This window comes from Actinacidiphila sp. bgisy160, assembly GCF_057707815.1.
The window spans coordinates 62,750-82,258 of record NZ_JBYIQW010000014.1 but is presented as its reverse complement, the minus strand read 5'-3'; the positions used below and the strand labels follow the sequence as shown (position 1 = coordinate 82,258).

General features: G+C 71.6%; 12 protein-coding genes. 6 read left to right on the top strand and 6 right to left on the bottom strand.

All coding sequences use genetic code 11. From position 1 onward, the window contains the following. Nucleotides 1-162: 162 nt before the first annotated feature. Both AC3EUJ_RS14505 and AC3EUJ_RS14500 read left to right on the top strand, forming a co-directional pair. The gene (locus AC3EUJ_RS14505) at nucleotides 163-1,590 is read left to right on the top strand and encodes a cellulose binding domain-containing protein (protein ID WP_431961606.1); all 1,428 of its coding nucleotides are present in this window, start codon (nucleotides 163-165) and stop codon (nucleotides 1,588-1,590) included. A 206-nt stretch (nucleotides 1,591-1,796) separates the two neighbouring features. Further along, nucleotides 1,797-2,189 carry a dienelactone hydrolase family protein gene (locus AC3EUJ_RS14500; protein ID WP_431961605.1) on the top strand — a complete coding sequence of 131 codons (393 nt, stop codon included), beginning with the start codon at nucleotides 1,797-1,799 and terminating at the stop codon, nucleotides 2,187-2,189. A gap of 345 nt (nucleotides 2,190-2,534) precedes the next feature. Here AC3EUJ_RS14500 and AC3EUJ_RS14495 read toward each other — a convergent pair whose 3' ends face one another. Next, on the bottom strand, nucleotides 2,535-3,545 hold the full coding sequence (locus AC3EUJ_RS14495) for a hypothetical protein (RefSeq protein ID WP_431961604.1): 1,011 nt from the start codon (nucleotides 3,543-3,545) through the stop codon (nucleotides 2,535-2,537). Between the two features lie 116 nt (nucleotides 3,546-3,661). On the opposite strand from AC3EUJ_RS14495, the gene AC3EUJ_RS14490 reads away from it, so the two are divergent. Continuing rightward, entirely contained in the window at nucleotides 3,662-4,318 is a 657-nt protein-coding gene (locus tag AC3EUJ_RS14490) for a TetR/AcrR family transcriptional regulator (protein WP_431961603.1), read from the top strand. A 122-nt stretch (nucleotides 4,319-4,440) separates the two neighbouring features. Here AC3EUJ_RS14490 and AC3EUJ_RS14485 read toward each other — a convergent pair whose 3' ends face one another. Together AC3EUJ_RS14485 and AC3EUJ_RS14480 are read right to left on the bottom strand one after the other, a co-directional pair. Then, entirely contained in the window at nucleotides 4,441-5,751 is a 1,311-nt protein-coding gene (locus tag AC3EUJ_RS14485) for a hypothetical protein (protein ID WP_431961602.1), read from the bottom strand. After that, complete coding sequence (locus AC3EUJ_RS14480; protein ID WP_431961601.1) at nucleotides 5,748-6,851, bottom strand: hypothetical protein; 1,104 nt, start codon at nucleotides 6,849-6,851, stop codon at nucleotides 5,748-5,750. The genes AC3EUJ_RS14485 and AC3EUJ_RS14480 overlap by 4 nt, the downstream gene beginning before the upstream one ends. A 279-nt stretch (nucleotides 6,852-7,130) precedes the next feature. Here AC3EUJ_RS14480 and AC3EUJ_RS14475 point away from each other — a divergent pair, with 279 nt between their 5' ends. After that, complete coding sequence (locus AC3EUJ_RS14475) at nucleotides 7,131-8,561, top strand: cytochrome ubiquinol oxidase subunit I (RefSeq protein ID WP_431961600.1); 1,431 nt, start codon at nucleotides 7,131-7,133, stop codon at nucleotides 8,559-8,561. After that, entirely contained in the window at nucleotides 8,558-9,583 is a 1,026-nt protein-coding gene (locus AC3EUJ_RS14470; RefSeq protein ID WP_431961599.1) for a cytochrome d ubiquinol oxidase subunit II, read from the top strand. The genes AC3EUJ_RS14475 and AC3EUJ_RS14470 overlap by 4 nt, the downstream gene beginning before the upstream one ends. 196 nt (nucleotides 9,584-9,779) lie before the next feature. Here AC3EUJ_RS14470 and AC3EUJ_RS14465 read toward each other — a convergent pair whose 3' ends face one another. Then, a complete protein-coding gene (locus AC3EUJ_RS14465; RefSeq protein ID WP_431961598.1) occupies nucleotides 9,780-14,243 on the bottom strand; it encodes a S8 family serine peptidase in 4,464 nt (1,487 codons plus the stop codon). A gap of 226 nt (nucleotides 14,244-14,469) precedes the next feature. Beyond that, nucleotides 14,470-15,468 (bottom strand): helix-turn-helix transcriptional regulator, encoded by a 999-nt coding sequence (locus tag AC3EUJ_RS14460; RefSeq protein ID WP_431961597.1) that lies wholly within the window; start codon nucleotides 15,466-15,468, stop codon nucleotides 14,470-14,472. Between the two features lie 474 nt (nucleotides 15,469-15,942). Between AC3EUJ_RS14460 and wrbA the strand changes: the two genes are divergently transcribed. Beyond that, the gene (gene wrbA, locus AC3EUJ_RS14455) at nucleotides 15,943-16,554 is read left to right on the top strand and encodes an NAD(P)H:quinone oxidoreductase (RefSeq protein ID WP_431961596.1); all 612 of its coding nucleotides are present in this window, start codon (nucleotides 15,943-15,945) and stop codon (nucleotides 16,552-16,554) included. A 496-nt stretch (nucleotides 16,555-17,050) separates the two neighbouring features. Here the strand turns inward: wrbA and AC3EUJ_RS14450 are convergent, their stop codons facing one another. Continuing rightward, nucleotides 17,051-19,348 (bottom strand): SpoIIE family protein phosphatase, encoded by a 2,298-nt coding sequence (locus AC3EUJ_RS14450; protein ID WP_431961595.1) that lies wholly within the window; start codon nucleotides 19,346-19,348, stop codon nucleotides 17,051-17,053. Nucleotides 19,349-19,509: the final 161 nt, after the last annotated feature.

Genomic DNA, 19,509 nt, shown 5'->3' with positions numbered 1-19,509 from the left:
AGAGTTTCAGGTATCACAAGAGGCTCCGACGCCCTGAATTCCCTTCTAGTTCGCGGACTTGACCCCTCATCCGGGCTATGCCACCTTGCCTTACCAGTGGAAGACCAGTTGCCAAGTGGTAAGCCCTCCCCCACGCGCTCCACCCGACTGGAAGGGGTCCCCATGTCAGGACCGTTCCGCACCACCGCCCGGGTCCGCACCGCGATGGCCGCCTGTGTGACGGCGGGTCTCGCCTGTGCCGGGCTCGTCGCGCCGCCCGCGTCCGCCGCGGCGGCCACGCTCACCGCGCAGTACCGGACGAGCGCGTCCGGGGCCACCGCGGACCAGGTCGAGCCCTGGCTCGAGATCACCAACCGGGGCACCTCGTCCGTCCCGCTCAGCGAGGTGACCCTGCGCTATTACTTCGAGGCCGACAGCCCCACCACCGCGTACCGCTTCGCGTGCTCCTGGGCGGTCAAGGGGTGCGCCAACATCACCGGCACGTTCGGCAACCTCGCCAACCCCACCGCCACCGCCGACCGTTACCTGGAGATCGGTTTCACCTCCGGCGCGGGCTCGCTCGCCCCCGGGCAGAACACAGGCGACATGCAGTTGCGCTTCCACCGCGCGGACTGGCAGCGCCTGACGCAGTCCGACGACTACTCCTTCAACGGCTCCCAGACCTCTTACACCGACTGGGACAAGGTCACCGTGCAGCGCGGCGGCTCGGTCGTCTGGGGCACCGCGCCCGCCGGCAACGACCCCACCGACCCGCCCACGGATCCGCCGGCCGACCCCAACGCGCCCGCGCTCTTCGACGACTTCGACTACACCTCGAGCAGCGACCCCGCGCTGCAGAGCCACGGCTGGACCGTGAAGTCCGGCCAGGGCGGTCCCGGCGTGCCGGGCGCCACCTGGTCCCCGCAGGACGTCACCTTCGTGGCGGGCACGGGCAGCGACAAGGTCATGAACCTCCGCCTCACCACCGACGGCACCGCCGCCGGCACCAAGGAGAGCGAGATCCAGACCACCGCCCGCAAGTTCCGCAACGGCACCTACGCCGCCCGGGTGCGCTTCAACGACACCCCCACCGGCGGTCCCGACGGCGACCACGTCGTCCAGACCTTCTTCGCCTTCACGCCGCTCAACGCGCCGATGGACCCGAACTACAGCGAGCAGGACTTCGAGTACCTGCCCAACGGCGGCTGGGGCGAGCCGAGCAACATCATGTACACGACGTCCTGGGAGACCTACAACCCGGACCCGTGGAACGCGGTCAACACCCACTCCGAGAACCGCCAGAGCTACGAGGGGTGGCACGACCTGCAGATCACCGTCGACGACAGCGCCATCACCTACTCCATCGACGGCCAGGTCTTCGGCACCCACGGCGAGCCCTACCTGCCCGAGACCAGCCAGTGGATCGACTTCAACCACTGGCTGATCGACCTCACCGGCCAGACGGGCGGCACCACGCGCTCGTACGACCAGCAGGTGGACTACGTCTACTTCGTCAAGGACCAGGTGCTGACCCCCGCACAGGTGGCGGCCAAGGTGGCCGCCTACCGCAGCGCGGGGACCGTCTTCACCGACACCGTCCCGGGCGGCTGACCGGGCCCCGTGCCGCCGCCCACCGCCACAGGGGCGCGGTGGGCGGCGGCACGGACCGTCCCTACGGAAGCGACCGGCAGTACAGCGCGTCCGGGGTACGGGAGGAACCGAAGCGGCCGGTCCAGGCGATGCCCGCGGCGTACTCGCGGTCCTCGCACTGCCAAGCCACGACGCGTACGGTCGAGTACCCGGCGGACGGTTTGACGATGATCGGGCACCTCGCGCTCCCGGCAGCTATCGACCGCCGGCCCGCGGTGCTGCTCGGACCAGAGGGCATGGGACTCAGCGACGTCGAGCGCCGCCGGGCCGATGCTCTCGCCGAGCTGGGATGCGTAGCGCTGGCCTTCGACCTTCACGGCAGGCGCTATTTGGGCGACCCCGAGGAGATGCTGGCCCGGTGCATGCCACTGCTCGCTGATCCCGACCGGATGCGGCGCATCGGCCACGCGGCACTCAACGAGTTGCGCACCGAGCCCCGGACCGACCCCGATCGGATCGCCGCCGTCGGCTACCACCCACAGCACGCGCAGCGAGCCTGGCGCGACGTCGTCGACCTGCTCGCCGAGTGCCTGCCCGTGACGGAAGATCTGCGGGCATGACCCAGGCAACCAGCCTGGCGCCAGGCCTGGCTCGCGTCGTGCACTGACAGTCCCCTCCCTTCAAGTCCGCACAGCAGAACCACATTCGAGCGGATGCTCGATCACAGAGAAGCGTTCGCAACTGCCGCAGTAAATAACGGATTTACTGCGACGGAGCCCCTGCCATGATCGTCGCGATCTGCGGCGGTCCGTTTCGGCCGCCAGGGCGAGGTGTACGCATCCTCCGCGCCCGCTCCTGGTCGTAGGGGTCTGGGCCGGGTTCGGCGAATACCTCTTCCATTTGCTCGGGATCTGCGCTGCGCCACAGTGCAGATCCCGAACCGTGGTCACCGTGCGCGGGGCCTGTCACCTCCGATACCGCTGCGCCACTGCCGCGAAGGCGGCCTTGGGTTCCCATTCCATGTCGGGGTAGGTCTGCCCCCGGCGCCCTTCGAGGAGTTTGACGATGCCCAGGCCGGCCCGGTCCAGATCGTCCCTGGGGTCGCCGTCCGGGCGGTGCGGGTAGCCGGGCAAGGAGAACAAGAACACAAACGCGCTGTCCACGCCCTCTGCCTCGAAGATCTCCAGCAGTTCGCTCAGATATGCGGCCTGGCCGGCCTCGTCGCGCTCGTATATGCCGTTGAGCCGTACAGGGGCCTTGGTCTCTGGATCGTGCTCGACCACTTCCAGCACCCGCCCACCTCGGTCTCCCGCGCCGCGGTAGGCCGCGGTGCCGAACCCGGTGATAGCGAGCGGCTTGGGACCTTGGGCCAGGGTGTGCACCGCGTCCCGGAATCGGTCGGCGACGCCGGCGGAGCGGATCAGCTCGAACGTCACCATGTCGAAAGGAGTCCAGTCGACCTGCTCGAACTGGATGGATGCGTAGGTGAGCTTGCCCTGGAAGCGCTCGCGGACCGTGGCCGCGGCGTCGCGGAGGAATGTGTTGATGCGCACGCCGAGCTCGCGCATCGCTTCGGCCCGGCGCTCGGGTTGGCTCATCAGCTGCTCGACCCGCTCCTCGGGGCTCTCTCCGGGCAGGAACCCGCGGTTCATCACGCTCAGCTCGACCCCTGCGACGAACACGACTGTGGCCCCCTGCTGCCGGAGCCGTTCCGCTCGCTCGGCGCAGTCGCGGAAGAGCGTGAGGATCTGCTCCGGATCCAGCTCTAGCGGATAGGGCGAGAACCAGACCTCCAGGCCGAGCTCGGCGGCGGCACCGGCGGCTACCTCCAGTCGGTCCGGGTCGCCGCCGATGATCTGGACCGCGTTGCAGTGCAGGTCGTCGCGGATGATGGCGAGCTCGCGCCGGACCACCGCGAGGTCGAAGTGCTCGCGGGATGTCTGGCCATGCACGACGAATCCGGTGTCGTAGGTCATGCCTCTTGCTCGCACGGTGACGCCTCTCTGTCGGTCTCGGTTCGGGTCGAGGCTGACAGTAAAAGTGCGCGTACGCAAGTTTGCGTGCGCGCATTCTTCTGTGGAATGCTGACACCGTGACGACACCACCACCAGGGCTGCGGGAGCGGAAGAAGCAGGCCACGCGCGAGGCGCTACGCGAGGCGGCCCTGCGTCTGGCCGTGGAGCGGGGACCGGACCAGGTGCGGGTCGAGGACATCGCCGACGCGGCCGGGGTCTCGCCGCGTACCTATAACAACTACTTCGCCAGCCGTGAGCAGGCGATTGTCTCCGCTGTTACGGCGGACCGGGAGGCGCGGATCGCGGCAGCGGTCGCAGCCCGGCCCGCAGGAGTACGCCTGGCTGACGCCGTCACCGAAGCAGTGGTCGAGCAGTACACGAACACCAGTGAGCGTGAACACGAGGCGCTGCTGCTGATCACCACCCGCACCACGCTGCGCGACGCGTTCCTCGATACCACCGCCGGTATCGAGCCCCCTCTCACGTCGGTGATCGCCGAACGCCTGGGCGATGCCGGGGCGCACACAGCCCGCGTTCTCGCGGCGAGCGTGGCCGCGGCGGTTCGCATCGCGTTGGAAAGCTGGCTCCGGCCGACTGGGAACACAGGGGCCATCGAGAGTTTCGGCGCCGGAGGATTGGTCGTGCCCTCCGGCTCACTGCCCGACCAGCTTCGCGTGGCGCTGGCCCCGCTCGCGCCCGCGTTCGAGGCCGCCGAGCGACGAACCCAACCGTGAAGTCGACTCAACCGGTCTGTGTGGTTCCTACTCGACCCAAGACGAGGACCCCAACAATCACACCGCCGGGGTCCTGCTATCCCTTTCGGCCGTACCTCGGCTGATCCTCATTTACTGCGGCTTCACTGTGCTGACCACGCGCGAAGTCGCATCAAGATCAACTGATTGCCCCTTTGGTGCGTATCTCGGCTGTACCCGGGTTCGGGACTGCCGATCAGGCTTGGGTGGGCTCTGGCCCGAATCGGTGGGTGGGCTGCTCTGACGTACTTCAGTGCGGTCGTGTCGGAGATCCCGAAGACGCGCATCAGGTGCACGGGGTCGGCAGTTTCGTGTGCCTCATCGAGCAGCCGGTCGATGCGGAGCCTCCGGGGCTGGATACCGAGCTTTCTGAACACCAACCGCAGCCCGTCCTTGGACACCGGAGGGCCGTTGGGGTCGACCGCGGTGACCTGCGTGACGATCAGGCGCGGATTGGTGCTGCGGGGCCAGCGCTCAGCCCGTGCGCGAAGCCAGTCGCTCAGGAGCTTCATGGTCAGTTCGTCGAGATAGACGACGTGATCACCGAAGCGGCGGCGGACGACCAAGCGCCCTGCCGGACGGTCGAGGCCGGTCAGGAGCTGATGGCGGATCTCCTGTGGCCCCAGCGCGTGGATGGCCACCAAAGCAACGACGACCTTCGCCGTCGCGGTCGGTGCCTTGTCCAGCAGACCCACGAGCCGGTCCGACGCGATGCGCCGGGGTGCGTTGACGGTGGAGGCCACGGAGACACCGCGGGCTGGATCACGGAAGATCACGCGCTCGCGCTTCAATGCGCGGAAGAGCGATCGCAGGCTTGCGTGGAGCGAACGGGCTTGTTCTCCCGTGCGGCTGCTGAGTATGTCCTCGATGTCCTTCTGGGTGATCTCACGGAGACTGCTGACCCACTGGCCCCACTGCTGCAGGGCCGGGACCTTGTAGTGCGCATAGCGTCGGATGGTGACCCAGTTCATCGTGAGGGAGGGCTTGCGGCCTTCTCCGCGGAGCACGCGGACCCAGGCGTCCGCCTCGTCCCGCAGGTGATCGGGAACACCCTGCAGGAGCCGTTCGAGCGCGGCCTGATCCGGGACCGTCCGCTCCAGGGGAACGAGTAGGCCGCGCTGGCCGAGGAAGGCTGCGACGCGACGTCCTGACCAGTTCGGGCCGAGTCTGGTGACGGCGCGCACGTCGGCCTCGAGGAGGGGGGCGTCGATACCGAGCCAGGCGACGAGAAGCCGCAGGACTTTGACGTTGATGTCCCGGGAGGGGGTGGTCCAGTGCTGGTCGGCTGTGAACTGCCAAAAATCGGCGACGAGTTGTTCGGCCTCTGGTGTCATCGTGGGCAGCTGGATGTACCGTGCCCGCTTCCAGACACGCGCCGGGGGCGGGAACAGCTCCAGCTGGTGTGGGTTGATCAAGTGCGGGGACAGTCTGCGGTCGGCCTGCCGGGTCTGCCTTTCCCGACGATCCAGTTCCCGCCGGTGGCTCTTCGGCCGCCCTGGCTGTAGTCGCCGGGCTGCTTCGTGTAGAGGCCGTGGCCTAGGCCGGCTCCGAACCAGAGTTGCTCGACCGCCGGGCCGTCTCCGACGTGTTCGTTCAGCACCAGGTGGCAGAACCGGCACTGTCCGTCCTTCAGCGGCCAGGTGCTGCCGCACCGCAGGCAGGGGCCGATCGCCCGGTCCGGTTGACGAGCCCACTCCCGGCACGAGTCACACAGCGGCCTGGCATCCCCGCTCCAGGCCAGGCAGTGCTCGCAGGAGACCATGCGCCGGCGCTCACGCCGGTAGCCGTTCTGAGCGAGTCCGGAGCCGAGTCGACGCAGCAGCAGCCCGGCCTCCCGCAGGACCTCGGCGACGGCAGGCCTCATCCGGGGCAGCTCGGCGACGACGTACTCGTCGACCAGCTGCTCGCTGGCCTCCCGGGAGGCCAGCGCCAGGCGCATCATCTGCACCACGCTCTCGCTCCACCCTGCGGACAGATCGCGCCGGACGCGGACCCGCTCGGCGGCCTGCAGGACGTCCGCCCACTCGGGGAAGTCGTGGGCGGCGATCCGGTAGCCGTGCTGGCGGGTGAACGTCCTGGGCAGGCGGGGCAGCAGCGGAAGCTGGCCGGTGACTTGCGGAGGGCAGACCTGCAGGTCATCGCCCTTCTTGGCCCAGGACCAGGGGCCTGCCGAGCGCTCGGTCCGCAGCCGCTCGCGCACCAGCGGCCGGTCATGGTGGCGCGCAAGGACCACGGGAGGCCGGACACCCTCCAGCAGCAGCGGCAGCTGCAAATCCCGGACGGGGCCCAGCTTCCGCCTGGCTGCCGCGTCGGCCCACTCATGATCGGGGACCATGCGGATCTCCAGCATGCAGAGCCGGCACAGCCCGTCGCGGTTGACCTTGCCCTCGTGCCGGCACCGATGGCAGCGGCCCTTGTAACCGCCGCGGGGCGTCCAGTTGAGGCAGGTCTGGCAGCTGCCCAGCGGACGGACCGGTCCCCAGCCATGGCAGCGGACGCATTCGCTGATCACCATGGGTCCCGCCACCTCAGTTCGGCGGCAGGCCGCGGCGGGGCCCGCCACCGCGACGCGGAACCGGCCGGACCGGTCCGCCCTCCCGCTGTTCGTCGACGGCAAGGCGCGCGACCACCGAACGGGTCATTGCCTCCCGCCCGCAGTGCGCATTCCCACCTATACCGATCGTCGTGGCCTAACGTGATCGTTCTGTCGCGAAAGGGTCGTGGTCGATGTGATGGCGATGGCGTGGACGGGTGGTGCGGATCGTCGGCCGCGCGCTGACGGGCGGTACGGAGGGTGACGGGGGGCTGGAACGCGCTGGCTCAGGGCCTCGCGGCGGCGGGAGATCCCGCCCAGTTGCTCCCGGCCCGTCAGCAGATGGCCTTCACCCTGGGCTTCCACATCATCCTGGTGCCGTTCGGCGTCGCCCTCACGACACTGATGCTCATCGCGAACCACCGTGGTCTGCGCCGCGGGGACGCCGACGCCATGCGGCTCGCGCGGCGCTGGTCCAAGGTGGCCGCGGTGCTGTTCGCCGTGGGGGCGATCACCGGCACCGTCCTCTCCTTCGAGCTCGGCATCCTCTGGCCGGGCCTGATGCGCGGATACGGCCCGGCGTTCGGCTTCCCGTTCGCGATCGAGGGGCTGTTCTTCTTCCTCGAGGCGATCTTCGTCTCGATCTACATCTACGGCTGGGACCGCCTGTCCCCCTGGGCGCACTTCTGGACGGGCGTACCGGTGGCGCTGTCGAGCATCGGGGGCGCGGGCGCCGTCATCGCGGCCAACAGCTGGATGAACCAGCCCGGCGGTTTCACGATGCGCGACGGCAGGATCGTGGCCGTCCGGCCGGCGGAGGTCTTCTTCAACGGGGCCTTCGGATGGGAGTTCCTGCACATGCTGCTGGCCGCCTACATCGTCGCCGGATTCGCGGTGGCGAGCGTCTACGCGGTGGGCATGCTGCGCGGCCGCACCTCGCGTTACCACCGCACCGGGTTCCTCATCGGGTTCGTGACCGCCGCCGTCGCGCTGCCCCTGCAGATCGTGGTGGGGGACACCATCGCCCGCTACGTCTACGACTCCGAGCCCGCCAAGTTCGCCGCGATCGAGCTGCTGCCGGACACCGGCACGCACGTCCCCGAGACACTCGGCGGCGTGCTGATCGACGGACAGGTCAGATACGGGCTCCCCGTCCCCGACATGGCCTCGCTGCTGGCCGGTTTCCGCCCCTCCACCGAGATCAAGGGGCTCGATGCGATCCCCGCGCAGGTGCGCCCCTCCGACCAGGCCGTCAGCACCGTCCACCTCGCCTTCGACGTCATGGTCGGGCTCACCTTCGCCCTGCTGGCGCTCGCCGTGTGGTTCGCCTGGCTGTGGTGGCGCAGGCGCTCCTGGGAACGGCAGCGCTGGTTCCTGCGGTGCTGTGCGGTCAGCGGACTCGCCGCCGTGGCCTGCCTGGAGAGCGGCTGGGTCGTCACCGAGGTCGGCCGCCAGCCCTGGACCGTCGTCGGGCACCTCCTCACCCGCGACGCGGTGACCACCCAGGGCAACCTGTGGCCGTTCTTCGGGTCGGTCATCGTCATCTACGCGGCCGTGGGCGTCGGCGCGGTGACGGTGCTGCTGTCGATGAAGCGGCGCTGGCAGGCCGAGGGCGACGACAGCGTGGACGTCCCCTACGGACCCCGCACCGGACCGGAACCCGTCGGCGCGCGCGCCGGGACGGAGGAATGATGCCGCAGGCCGTCGCCGCCTTCCTCTTCCTCGGGGTCATCGCGTACTGCCTGTTCGGCGGGGCGGACTTCGGCGCCGGGTTCTGGGACCTGACGGCGGGCGGGGCCGAGCGGGGCAGGCGCCCCCGGCACCTGATCGACACCTCGCTCAGCCCGGTGTGGGAGGCCAACCACACCTGGCTCATCTACTGCCTGGTCTTCCTCTGGACGGGCTTCCCGAGCGCGTTCACCGCCATCACCACGACCCTCTACATCCCGCTGGGCATCGCCGTGCTCGGCATCGTGCTGCGCGGCGCAGGTTTCGCCTTCCGCAAGGCCTCGCTGCGCACCCCCGAGCAGCGCCTGTACGGTGTGGCGTTCGCCGCGTCATCGGTCCTGACCCCGTACTGCTTCGGGTCGATCGCCGGAGGCATCGCCTCCGGACGCGTGCCCACCGCGGGCAACGGGGACCCCGTCACCAGCTGGCTGAACCCCACATCCGTGCTCGGCGGCGTGCTGGCCGTCCTGGTCTGCGCCTACCTCGCCGCCGCCTACCTGTACGTGGCGGCCCGTCAGCAGCGGGACCACACCCTGCAGAGGTACTTCCGCGGCAGGGCCCTGCTCGCCGCCGCGCTGACCGGAGTCGTCAGCATCGCAGGCGTGTTCGTCCTGCGCCAGGACTCCCCGCACCTGTTCCGCCGGCTCAGCCACGGCGCCCTGCCGCTGGTGCTGCTGGCCGCCCTCTGCGGGGTCGCGACCATGGTCATGATGTGGCGTGAGCGGACCAGGTTCCTGCGCGGGCTCGCCGCGGCCGCCGTCGCCCTGGTCGTGCTCGGCTGGGGCGTCGCCCAGTACCCGTACCTGCTCGGCACCCACGTCGAGATCGGCGCGGCGGCGGCCCCCGAGGCCACGCTGGCGGTGACGATCGGCGTCGCGGTCGTGGCCGGACTCCTGATCTTCCCCTCCCTCGCGCTCCTCTTCCGGCTCGCCAACCGGGGCGCTCTGCGGCCGCCGGAGCAGGAGGTGTCCGAACACGGGCGCTGAGCGCCCGGGTGCCGGGCCGTCAGATGAGCGGGGAAGAAGAGCACGGGCCGGCCGGGAGCGGGGCCGTCGCCGCCCGCAGGGCGGTGAGGATCCGATGCCAGGTGCCGTCCCGCTGCCGGCGGCGGAACAGCTCGTAAGGGCCGCCCCGGCCTCCGGCCGGGGCGGCCCCACAACAAGAGTCTCAGCCGTCTTCCGGCTAGTGCGAGACTCCGAGCACGGTCTCGCCCGTACGGCCCTCGCCGGTGCCGGTCACCCGGACCGTCAGGCTCTTCGCGTGGCCGTTCGGGACGGTGACGAACGCGTGGGCGAAGCCCTCCTCCGTCGCCCGGCCGGAGCCGACGACCCGTCCGTCGAGCCGCACCGTGAAGCGTTCCCGCGGTGACAGGCCCGCCGCGGTGACCGAGACGGTGGAACGGACGGTGGCCTCCCTCGGCATCGCGTCGACGACGAAGGCCGGTCGCGACCCGGAGCCGCGCACCGGTTCGAGGTCGTCCGCGTCGACCGCCGGCACGAGGAGCCGCCGCTCGACCAGGGCCTGGAAGATCGGGCCGTTGATCTCGAAGTAGGCGGTGGCCCACAGCGGCTGCCCGGCGGGCACCGTGACGGTCCGGGAGACCGGCGCCCCTTCCTTGTCGCTGACCGGCGTGGGGATGGGCTCGTTGAGCAGGAGCGACGTGCCCGCGTAGACCTCCGGGCCCTCACCCACCGTCAGGCCGAAGCCGGCGCTGTACGCGGCCGGGCGGTTGGTCACCGTCATCTCCAGCTGCGCGGGCCCGCCGTGGTGCCTGCCCGTGCCGCCGTGCGGGAAGGTCGCGTAGAACGGCTCCGCCATCGCGGGCTTGCCGCTCTTCCGGGCGCTGTCCTTGTTGAGGTACGTCGCCACGGTCGCCCCGTCGAGCACGAGGTCGAGGCGGTCGACCCCGGTCGTGTCATAGGAGCGGGTGAGCGTGTCCTGCGGATCGGTCGGCAGGGTGGCGAAGACCAGGTCGCCGTTGGTCAGCTTGTAGCGCAGGGTCGGGAAGACCACCACCTCGGAGTTGTTGGTGTAGGTCACCTTCGCGGTGTGCTTCGCCGCGCGGTCCTCGGTGATCGACGCGGTGCTCGCCTTGATCGCCGCGGGCGTCCAGGTCACCGACGTGCTCTGCCCGGGGCGGCCGTGGTCAGCGACCACGGTGAGCGTGGCGGTGAGCTTCTCCGCCCTGGTCTCCACCGGGTCGGACGCCCAGCCGTACCAGTTCAGCGCGCTCGCGTCGATGGGCAGGGTCCGGTCCAGGTAGGTGCCGGAGGTCCCGCGGACCGTGACGCGCACTGTGCCCTTGCCCCTGATGGCGCCGGTCATCGAGGCGAGCGGGTTGCCGTCGAACGCGTGGGCGTCGCCGTGACCGACGTCACCCACGACCAGCTTGCTGACGGTGAAGGAGCCGCCGGTGCGGCGGCTGCCGTACCTCACCTCCAGCGTCTGCCTCCCGGTGGCGATGTCGGACGGCAGGGTCACCAGACGGCCCACTCCGCCGTCGTCGGTGGTGCGGCCGCTCGCCAGGACCTTGCCGGAGCCCTTCACCCGGATCTGGAAGTCCACGGCCGGGGTCAGACCCGTCGCCCAGACGACGGCGGACTGACCCGGCACCGCGTAGGCGGGCTTGACGGTGACCGTGGCACGGCCCCCCGGAGCGCGGGGCGGCCCGGTGCGCGGGTCGGCGGTCACGGTCAGGTACGTGGTGCGCCCGGTGTCCCCGTACGCGACGCGCCCGAGGTAGACGGACCCGTCCCGCAGGCCCTTCCAGGACAGGGCGACCGGGGTGGTGCTTCCGGCCTTCAGGTGCGCCGTGGTGGGCTGCGCGGTGAACGAGCCTTCGGCGCCCTTGCCGCCCAGCGTGAAGCTGGACACGGTGAAGTCGAGCGGTCCCGACCCGCCGAAGAAGGTCACCTCGACCTCGTACAAGCCGGGTTCGGGGCTCCCCAGTTCGACCTGCTCGTCGGCGGAGTCGGTGGCGGACCGCCCGACCAGGGCCGTGTCGCCGTACTCGTTCAGCTTGTACACCGACAGGTCCAAGTCGGCCGTGTCGTCGGCGGAGTCGAGGGTGAACCGGGCATAATCCGCTCCCGCCGGAACCTCGACGACGTGCGTCCGCGCGGGTCCGCCGACCGTGCCCGAGCCCTGCTCCCGCAGGCCCCGGGCGAGCCCGGTGAGCTTCAGCGGCACGTCGCGGTCCTCACCGCCGCTGATGTTCACGGTCGTCCGGCCCGTGCTGCCGGAAGCGGCGGCGGTCGTCGGCACGGCCAGCGCCACCGGTCGCACCGCGACCGCGCTGCGCACGCTCTGCGCACCGTCGCGCCAGGTCAGGTACCCCGTGGCGTACTCGCCCAGCGGGGCGGTGGTGCGGGTGAAGCTCACCTTGAAGGTCGCGGACTGGCCCGCCTTGGTGAACGTCAGCGACTTCGGCTCGACGACGGTGTCCACGCCGGGGATCCGTACCGGGTCGGCGGTGTAGGTGCCGGGCCCGGTGGAGGTCACGGTGCGGGTCACGGTCTGCCGGCCGGCGAGCGTGCCGACGCCGATCGACGCCAGGTTGAGGTCGGTGGGAGCCGGTGCCGTGGTGTCACCCTTGATCGCGGCGACGTACCGCGTCCAGTCCTCGGGGCCGTTGAGGTACAGCAGCCCGGGGTGCAGATAACGGGTGGCGTCCACCTGGCCGTTGCCCTGCGCGAAGACGTCGCCGGACGCCTCGCCCGTCCCGGTCAGGGTGGGCCGGGTGGTGGTCATCAGGGCGGACTTGATCTCGGCCGGCGTCGCCCGCGGGTGCAGGCCCAGGTAGAGCGCGCCGAGACCGGCCACGTGCGGGGACGCCATCGAGGTGCCCGACATGAAGGTGAAGGTGGGTTTCTGGCCGGCGGCGTTGGCGCCGTCGGCGAGGACGCCCACGCCCGGCGCCGCGAGGTCGGGCTTGATCAGGTCGCCGCCGTCGGCGCGGAGCGGGCCGCGGGAGGAGAAGCCGGCGATCTGCGGCACCGCGGCCGACGTCAGGTGGTGCGGGTTGCCGTCCACCAGGGTCGCCTTGGGCGCCTCGGTGCCGGCGTACGAGAGCAGCGCGTCGTAGCCGTCCGCGTCGACGGCGATGGTCGGGACGGCGTGGGCGTCGAGGTCCGTCGAATCCGGCGAGGGGTTCACCAGGATCATCCCGATGCCGCCCGCGCGCTTGACCTCAGCCGACTTGGCCATCCGGTCGTAGGTGCCGCGCTCGCACAACACGATGGCGCCCTTGACCTTGGCGCCGTCCAGGTTGCCGGGACCGCACAACCGCGGACGGGTGGCGATCGCGGTCCCGGCGGCCGAGGCGGCCACCAGCGGGCCGGTCACCTTGGCGCCGTTCGCCGGGAGCGAGATGGACGCGCCGAGCACGTTCTGCCCGTCGCCGAGCTCCACCGTGGCCTCGCGGGTCGGGGTGGTGCTCGCCGCCGCGGTGGTGATCCACGGCGAGGCGTTGTCGACGGTGCTCTCCGAAGGGCCGGAGTTGCCGCCGGCCGTCGCGACGAAGATGCCGCTCACGGCGGCGTTGCGGAACGCCTCGTCCACGACGGAGTCGGTGCTGCCGGCGCCGTCGGCGACGCCGATCGAGTAGTTGATGACGTCGACGTTGTCGGCGACGGCCGCGTCGATCGCGGCCAGCAGGTCACCGGTGGCGCAACCGTCGTCGCTGGTCTCGCTCGGGTCGGGACCGTTCCAGCAAGCCTTGTAGGCCGCGACCTTGGCGGCCGGCGCGACACCGGAAATCGTGCCCTGCGGCTTCCCGGCGACCTCGGCCTCGACGCCGTTGGCGCCCGCCGCCGTGCTGGCGGTGTGCGATCCGTGCGACTCGCCGTCACGAGGCGACAGGTACTCGCCGATCTCGGCGCCGCCGATGTGGGTGGCGCCGAAGTTGTCGACGAAGTAGCGCGCGGAGACGATTTTGGTGGAGCAGTCCGCGGCGGTGAACTGGACACCCGCGGTGCAGGTGCCGGTGAAGGTGCCGCCGTCCGCCTTGCGGAAGGTGATGGCGGAGCCGTCCAGGTATGGTTCCGGACCCGGCTCGGTGCCGAGCCGGGCTCCGGCGAACGAGGGGTTCTCGGGGGCGATGCCGGTGTCGATGACGCCGACCACCACGCCCTTGCCGGCGCCGGCGACGCCGCCGTTGCCGGCCCACACCCCGTTCTCGCCGCTGAGGCCCAGATAGTCCGTGGAGTTGACGGCGGCCAGCGGCTTGCGCAGGTCGTCCTTGACCACCGACACCACCGTGGGGTCGGCGCGGAGTTCCTCCACCTGCCGCGGCCGCAGCTCGGCCGTGAAGCCGTTGAGAGCGGCGGAGTAGGACGAGATCACCCGGGCGCCGACCGCGCCGGCCGTGTCGGCCTGGCGCTCCCGCAGATAGCCGCGGTAGGCCTTCACGGCGGGCGAGCCGGCCTTCAGGCCCTCACCGTCGCGAGGCGCGGTGCGGGCCTTGCCGACCACGCCTCCGGTGTACGTCGCCGCGGACGGCTCGCGCAGGGTGACGATGTACCGTCCGGCAGCGGGCGCTTCGCCGGACTTCGGTGCCTGTCCCGTGTGCTGGGCCACGAGGGCGGGCGGGGTGGGAAGCGGCGCGGCGGCGGCCGGGGTCAGGCCGGCGGCGGTGGAAAGGGTCACGCCGACGCCTGCGATGAGCGCCGTCAGGGACCGCGGTATCGCCGGACGGCGCGGGGGATGATGGGCAGGTGGTGCCACCAAGGCTCCTTCGTGCGGGGTGGCCGGGCATCCCGGCCGAGGGGGACGCCGTGCGGGCGCACACCAGTTCTAGCCGGGTGATTCCTTGGTGACCAAGGACTTGCGCTGCCGATACCGGCCAGTGGCCGGAAGGGGCCAGTGACGCCGTTCAGATCCAGTTGCGGCGGGCCGCGGCGAGCCCCGCTCCGAAGCGGTTGGTGGCGCCGAGTTCGGCGAACAGGTCCTGGATCCTGCGGCGCAGCGTCCGCGGTGAGATGCCGAGTTGACGGGCGATCGCCTCGTCCTTGACTCCCGCGGCGAAGAGTGCCAGCAACGTCCGTTCTTCGTCGGTGGGTTGACGTGCCCGGTCGGTGCCGGCCGCCGTCTCACCGGGCAGCGTGCGGCAGTCGGTGCCCTCGGTCAAGGGAGAGGCCACCGACCAGTAGTTCTCGAAGAATTCACCCAGGGCCTCCAGCAGGGGCGGCGATTCGGTGTAGAGGTACTCGGCGCTCCCGACCGACAGGCTCAGCGACACCATCGCGGCCGACCGGTCGGCCATCGCCAGCTTGATCGGCAAGGCCGGCACGACCCTGGCCTCCTCCCCGCGCGACACCAGGTTGCCCAGTTCCTGCCACCCGCCGTCGGCCTCGAAGCTGGCGGCGGCGTAGACCGCGCGCACCCGTACGCCGCGGCGTACCGCCGCCTCGTCGAGCGGCTCGTTCGGGGCAAGCAGAAAGGGCGGGCGGTCGAGGGCGCAGAGTTCGGTCCGCGCGGTCTGCTTCAGCCGGTAGTAGCGATCCCCGACGGCCTCCAGGCCGCTGATCACGCCGGTGCCGGGGCCGCCGTCCCGTGCCCTCCTGGCCGCGTCGAAGAGTGCCCCGAGCGGGCCGGCCGCATTGCGCACCGCGGCCAACTGGCGCTCGCGCGACTCGACCAGGGCGCGCAGCGCGTGCCGGGGGTCGACCGTGAAGAACTCCCCGGAGGAGCGACGGCTCATCAGCCCCGCGTGGTGGAGCCGTTCCAGCACCGCCAGCCCTTCGTCCGCCGTCACGCCGAGGGCGGCCACCACGTCGTCGACGGTCGTGCTGTCGCGGGCCAGCAGGAGGCGGTAGGCCCGCTCCGCCACCGCGTCCACCCCGACCCACGCGAGCGGTGCGTCATTCTCCACGAGAGCATCCATTCCTGCCGTCCACCACGCCGCCGACGAGATCGAACCAAGAACGGGCGACAACTTCAAAGCGCCGGCCGGCCGCCCCGGGCCGGGGCCCCGCGGGCAGGCGAGGGCGACGCACCCGCACAACCCGCCGTTCCTGGCCGGAGGCGGCGGCCGGCGCGGCGCGATTCCGTGTCGCCTGCCGACCGTGCGAGCGATGACGCGGCCCCGGGGCGTCCCGCCCTCCGGGGCATCCCACGGCCGTCCGGCTCGCCGTGCCGCCGCGGACAGCTTCGGGGTCACTGGCCTCGGGCTCACGGGTCCCCTGGGTGGGCGGCGTGACATTCCTCGCACCGCGGCCGGTGGACAGGGGTGCCCCAATGTTGTTTATTCTTCAACCAGTGAAGCGCGGCCCGCCCCACGGGCCGCGGGATCCCTGGACCGTGCACCCTCGATGCGTGGGGAAGGTCCTCCTCGAAAGGAACCACCTTGTCGATCAAGCTTGCGATCGTCTACTACTCCTCCACCGGCACCATCACCGAGATCGCGAAGGAGATGGCCGAGACCGCGGAGAAGGCCGGCGCCGAGGTGCGGCTGCTCAAGGCCGCGGAGCTCGCCCCGCAGGCCGCGATCGACTCCAACCCGGCCTGGGCCGCCAACCACGCCGCCACCGCCGACATCCCCGTGGCCACCCCGGGCGACGTCGAGTGGGCGGACGCGGTCATCTTCGGCACCCCCACCCGCTTCGGCAACATGTCCTCGCAGCTCAAGCAGTTCATCGACACCCTCGGTGGCCTGTGGGCGCAGGGCAGGCTGGCCGACAAGGTGTACAGCGGCTTCGTCTCCACCGCCACCAACCACGGCGGTCAGGAGTCGACCCTCCTCGCCCTCTACAACTCCATCCACCACTTCGGCGGCATCGTCGTGACCCCCGGTTACACCGACCCCGCCAAGTTCGTCGACGGCAACCCCTACGGCACCTCCCACGTGGACGCCCAGGGCAACAACCCGGTCAACGAGACCACCCGCACCGCCGCCCGCATCCAGACCGAGCGCGTCATCAAGCTCACCGCCGCGCTGAACCGCGGCCTCGCGGGCTGATCCCACGCTGACGGCGCACCCGCTCGGACGGTACGTCGCGGGTGCGCCGTTCGCCCACTCGGCGGCGCCTCCTTCCGTCGTGCCGGAGGCGCCACCGACCCGTCCCCGTCGGCACCCGTGTGCGTCAGGCGCAGGGGCGGGCGAGGTGGACCCCAGTGGTTTCCGCCGCAGGCGGCGCACCTCGACGCCGTCGATCTCGGTGTCCTGGGAGGTCTCGGGCCTGCTCCGTTCCCGGGTCTCGCGAGCTCCCCGGGTGTGCAGCCCGGTGGTCGCCCACCGCGCGGCCGCGTCGCCTGCCCCCATCAGTACCGGCTGGGTGAGAAGGTCCTCGGCCAGGTGGAAGGCGTCGCAGCCCAGGATCCGCGAGACCCTCGGACCCGGCGGGGGCCCATGAGGTACGTGCGCCGCGGCCGGGCAGTGGCCCGCCCCTCCTCGCTCCACGGCTCCCTCGCCCCCGGGGGAAGGGCAGCGCGGGCAGAGGTGACGCTGGGACCGGTCAGGGCCCGCCCCTGGGCTCGATGGGCTGCTGGGCCCACACCGTCTTGCCCTGGGCCCGGTAGCGGACGCCCCACTGGTCCGCGAGGCGGGCGACGATGAACAGGCCCCGCCCGCTCTCGTCGACGGTGCGCGCGTGTCTCACGTGCGGGGCGCCGGCCGCGGTGTCGCTGACCTCGCAGGTCAGCATCTGCTCCAGGACCAGGCGCAGTTGCAGGGGCGGAGCGCCGTAACGCACCGCGTTGCCGACGAACTCGCTGACGATGACCTCGGTGGTGAACGCCGTCTCCTCGGCCACGCCCCAGGCCGCCAGTTGCCGTCGGGCCGCCGCGCGGGCGATCGGCGCGGCCTCGGCGCCGGGCGGAAGCGCGCAGGTCAGCACCTGGTCCGAGGGCAGCGCCTTCGTACGGGCCAGGAGCATCGCCGATTCGTCGCCTTCTTCCGGGCCGGCGAACGCGGACCCGATGGCGCCGGACACGTCCGCCAGGGGCCGGGTGCCCGCGCCGTCCAGGAGCGGGCGCAGAGGAGCGGACGGTGCCAGGAACCGCTCGGCGAACGAGGTCGTCGCCATGGCCAGGGTGCTCCCCGGGGGGAGTTCGACGGTGGTCGTGGGGAAGGGGGCGTCATCCTGTCCGCTGAGCAGCGGACCCGCGGGGACGGACAGGGTGGCCGAGGTGCCGTCCGGGAGGACCGCGACCGGCTCCGGCAGACCGGCCCGGGCGACGGTGCAGGTGAGTTCCACCGGGTCGTACACCGCGATGGCGCACCCGATGTCGAGCGGCTCGCGGCCCAGTTGCGGCAGCGCGGCGGACGCGGCGGCGAGGCGGGCGGCCGTCTCGCTCAGCCGGGCCAGCAATTCGTCCGGGGGCAGGTCCAGGGCGGCGAGGGTGTGGAGGGCCGTGCGTACCAGCCCCATCGTGATGGCCGCGACGATCCCCTGCCCGGCCACGTCGCCCACGACCAGCGCGGTCCGCGCGCCGGGCAGCGGGATCGCGTCGGACCACGCCCCGCCGCCCTCCGGCCCGGGATGGTGCAGCCGGGAGACCTCCACGGTGGGCCGTCCCCCCGGCTGCCCGGGGAGCAGCCTGCGCTGGAGGGTCGAGGCGATGATCCACTCGCGCATGTACCGCCGGGCGTTCTCGATGCAGAGGGCGGCGTGCGCGCACACGGCGGAGGCCGCCGTGACGTCGTCCTGGTCGAAGGGCTCCCGGTTCTGGTGGCGGTAGAAGTGGACCACGCCGAGGGCCTGGTCGCGCAGGGCCAGCGGGGCCACGATCAGGGAGTGGGCGCCGCTTCCCCGGATGGCGTCCGCCCGGGCCGGGTCGGCGGCCAGCCACGGGGCGTGCTCGTCGATGGGCACCAGGCGGGCCCTGGGTTCGGACAGGACGGCCGAGAACGGCGTGCCGGGCGGCAGGGGGCGCACCTCGCCCACGGGGTACGCCGGCAGACGGCCCCGGAACGCGGCCCGCCGCAGGGGGACGTCGGGGTGGACGGGCACCTTCGGCGGTTCCTCCCCGCGGACGACGTCGTCGACCAACTCGACCACGGCCGTGTCGGCGAGGGCCGGCACGACCGCGTCCACCAGCTCCTGGCAGACCAGGCCCACGTTGGGTACGTGGCCCATCCGCGTACGGACCCGCTCGATGAGGTCCAGCCGGCCCTGCGCCTTCTCCCGGTCGGTCACGTCGACCGCGGACGCCACCAGGCCGAGCACCTCACCCCGGGAGTCCTCCAGGCGGAAATAGCAGACGGAGCGGACACGGCACGCGCGCCGGTCCGGCGACCCGGCGCCGTGCACGAGCCGGTTCAGGACCGGTTCCCCACTCTCCAGGACCCGCCGTGCCACGTCGGCCTCCTCCTCGGGGCCGTGGAGGTCGTACACCTCGGTGAAGTGCCGCCCCAGCGGGCTCCCGGCCCGCGCGCCGCGTGCCGTGCCGAAGGCGGCGCTCGCGCGGACCACGCGCAATGCGCGGTCGAGCACGAGCAGTTCCATGGGGGTGTGGGCGAAGACGGTCCTCAGGATCGCCACGTCCTGCTCCGACAGGGCCGGGTCCCCCGCCGTGAGGACGCGCCACTGCACCGAGGAGCCGCGCAGCACCGGCTCGATCCGTACCGCGACCTCGCCGGGAAACTCCGCGCGGTGGGTTCCGGCGCCCGCGGCGATCCTGTGCAGCAGCGTGCCCAGGGGCCGGCCGACGGCCTCCTCGGCGGAGCACCCGAACAGCCGCTCGGCCGGACGTCCCCACTCGACCACCCGGCCGTCCTCGCCGACGAGAACCAGCACGTCACCGCTGGGCATGGACCACGCACCTCCGGCTCCATGCCTGCCCGCGCCGTACCGGCGGCAGGCCCGCCCGCGCGACAGCTCCGCCGATCGGCTCAGCCCTCCCGGGTACCCCCGTACCAGCAAGCGCCCGGGAGCGCGGGGGCGCCCCGTCCCGGTGCCCGTGGCCGCCGTTC

Excerpts from the sequence above, each read along its gene's own strand:
- AC3EUJ_RS14450 (WP_431961595.1), bottom strand. The coding sequence starts at position 19,348 with ATGCCCAGCGGTGACGTGCTGGTTCTCGTCGGCGAGGACGGCCGGGTG.
- AC3EUJ_RS14495 (WP_431961604.1), bottom strand. The coding sequence starts at position 3,545 with ATGACCTACGACACCGGATTCGTCGTGCATGGCCAGACATCCCGCGAG.
- AC3EUJ_RS14480 (WP_431961601.1), bottom strand. The coding sequence starts at position 6,851 with ATGGTGATCAGCGAATGCGTCCGCTGCCATGGCTGGGGACCGGTCCGT.
- AC3EUJ_RS14470 (WP_431961599.1), top strand. The coding sequence starts at position 8,558 with ATGATGCCGCAGGCCGTCGCCGCCTTCCTCTTCCTCGGGGTCATCGCG.
- AC3EUJ_RS14500 (WP_431961605.1), top strand. The coding sequence starts at position 1,797 with ATGATCGGGCACCTCGCGCTCCCGGCAGCTATCGACCGCCGGCCCGCG.
- AC3EUJ_RS14505 (WP_431961606.1), top strand. The coding sequence starts at position 163 with ATGTCAGGACCGTTCCGCACCACCGCCCGGGTCCGCACCGCGATGGCC.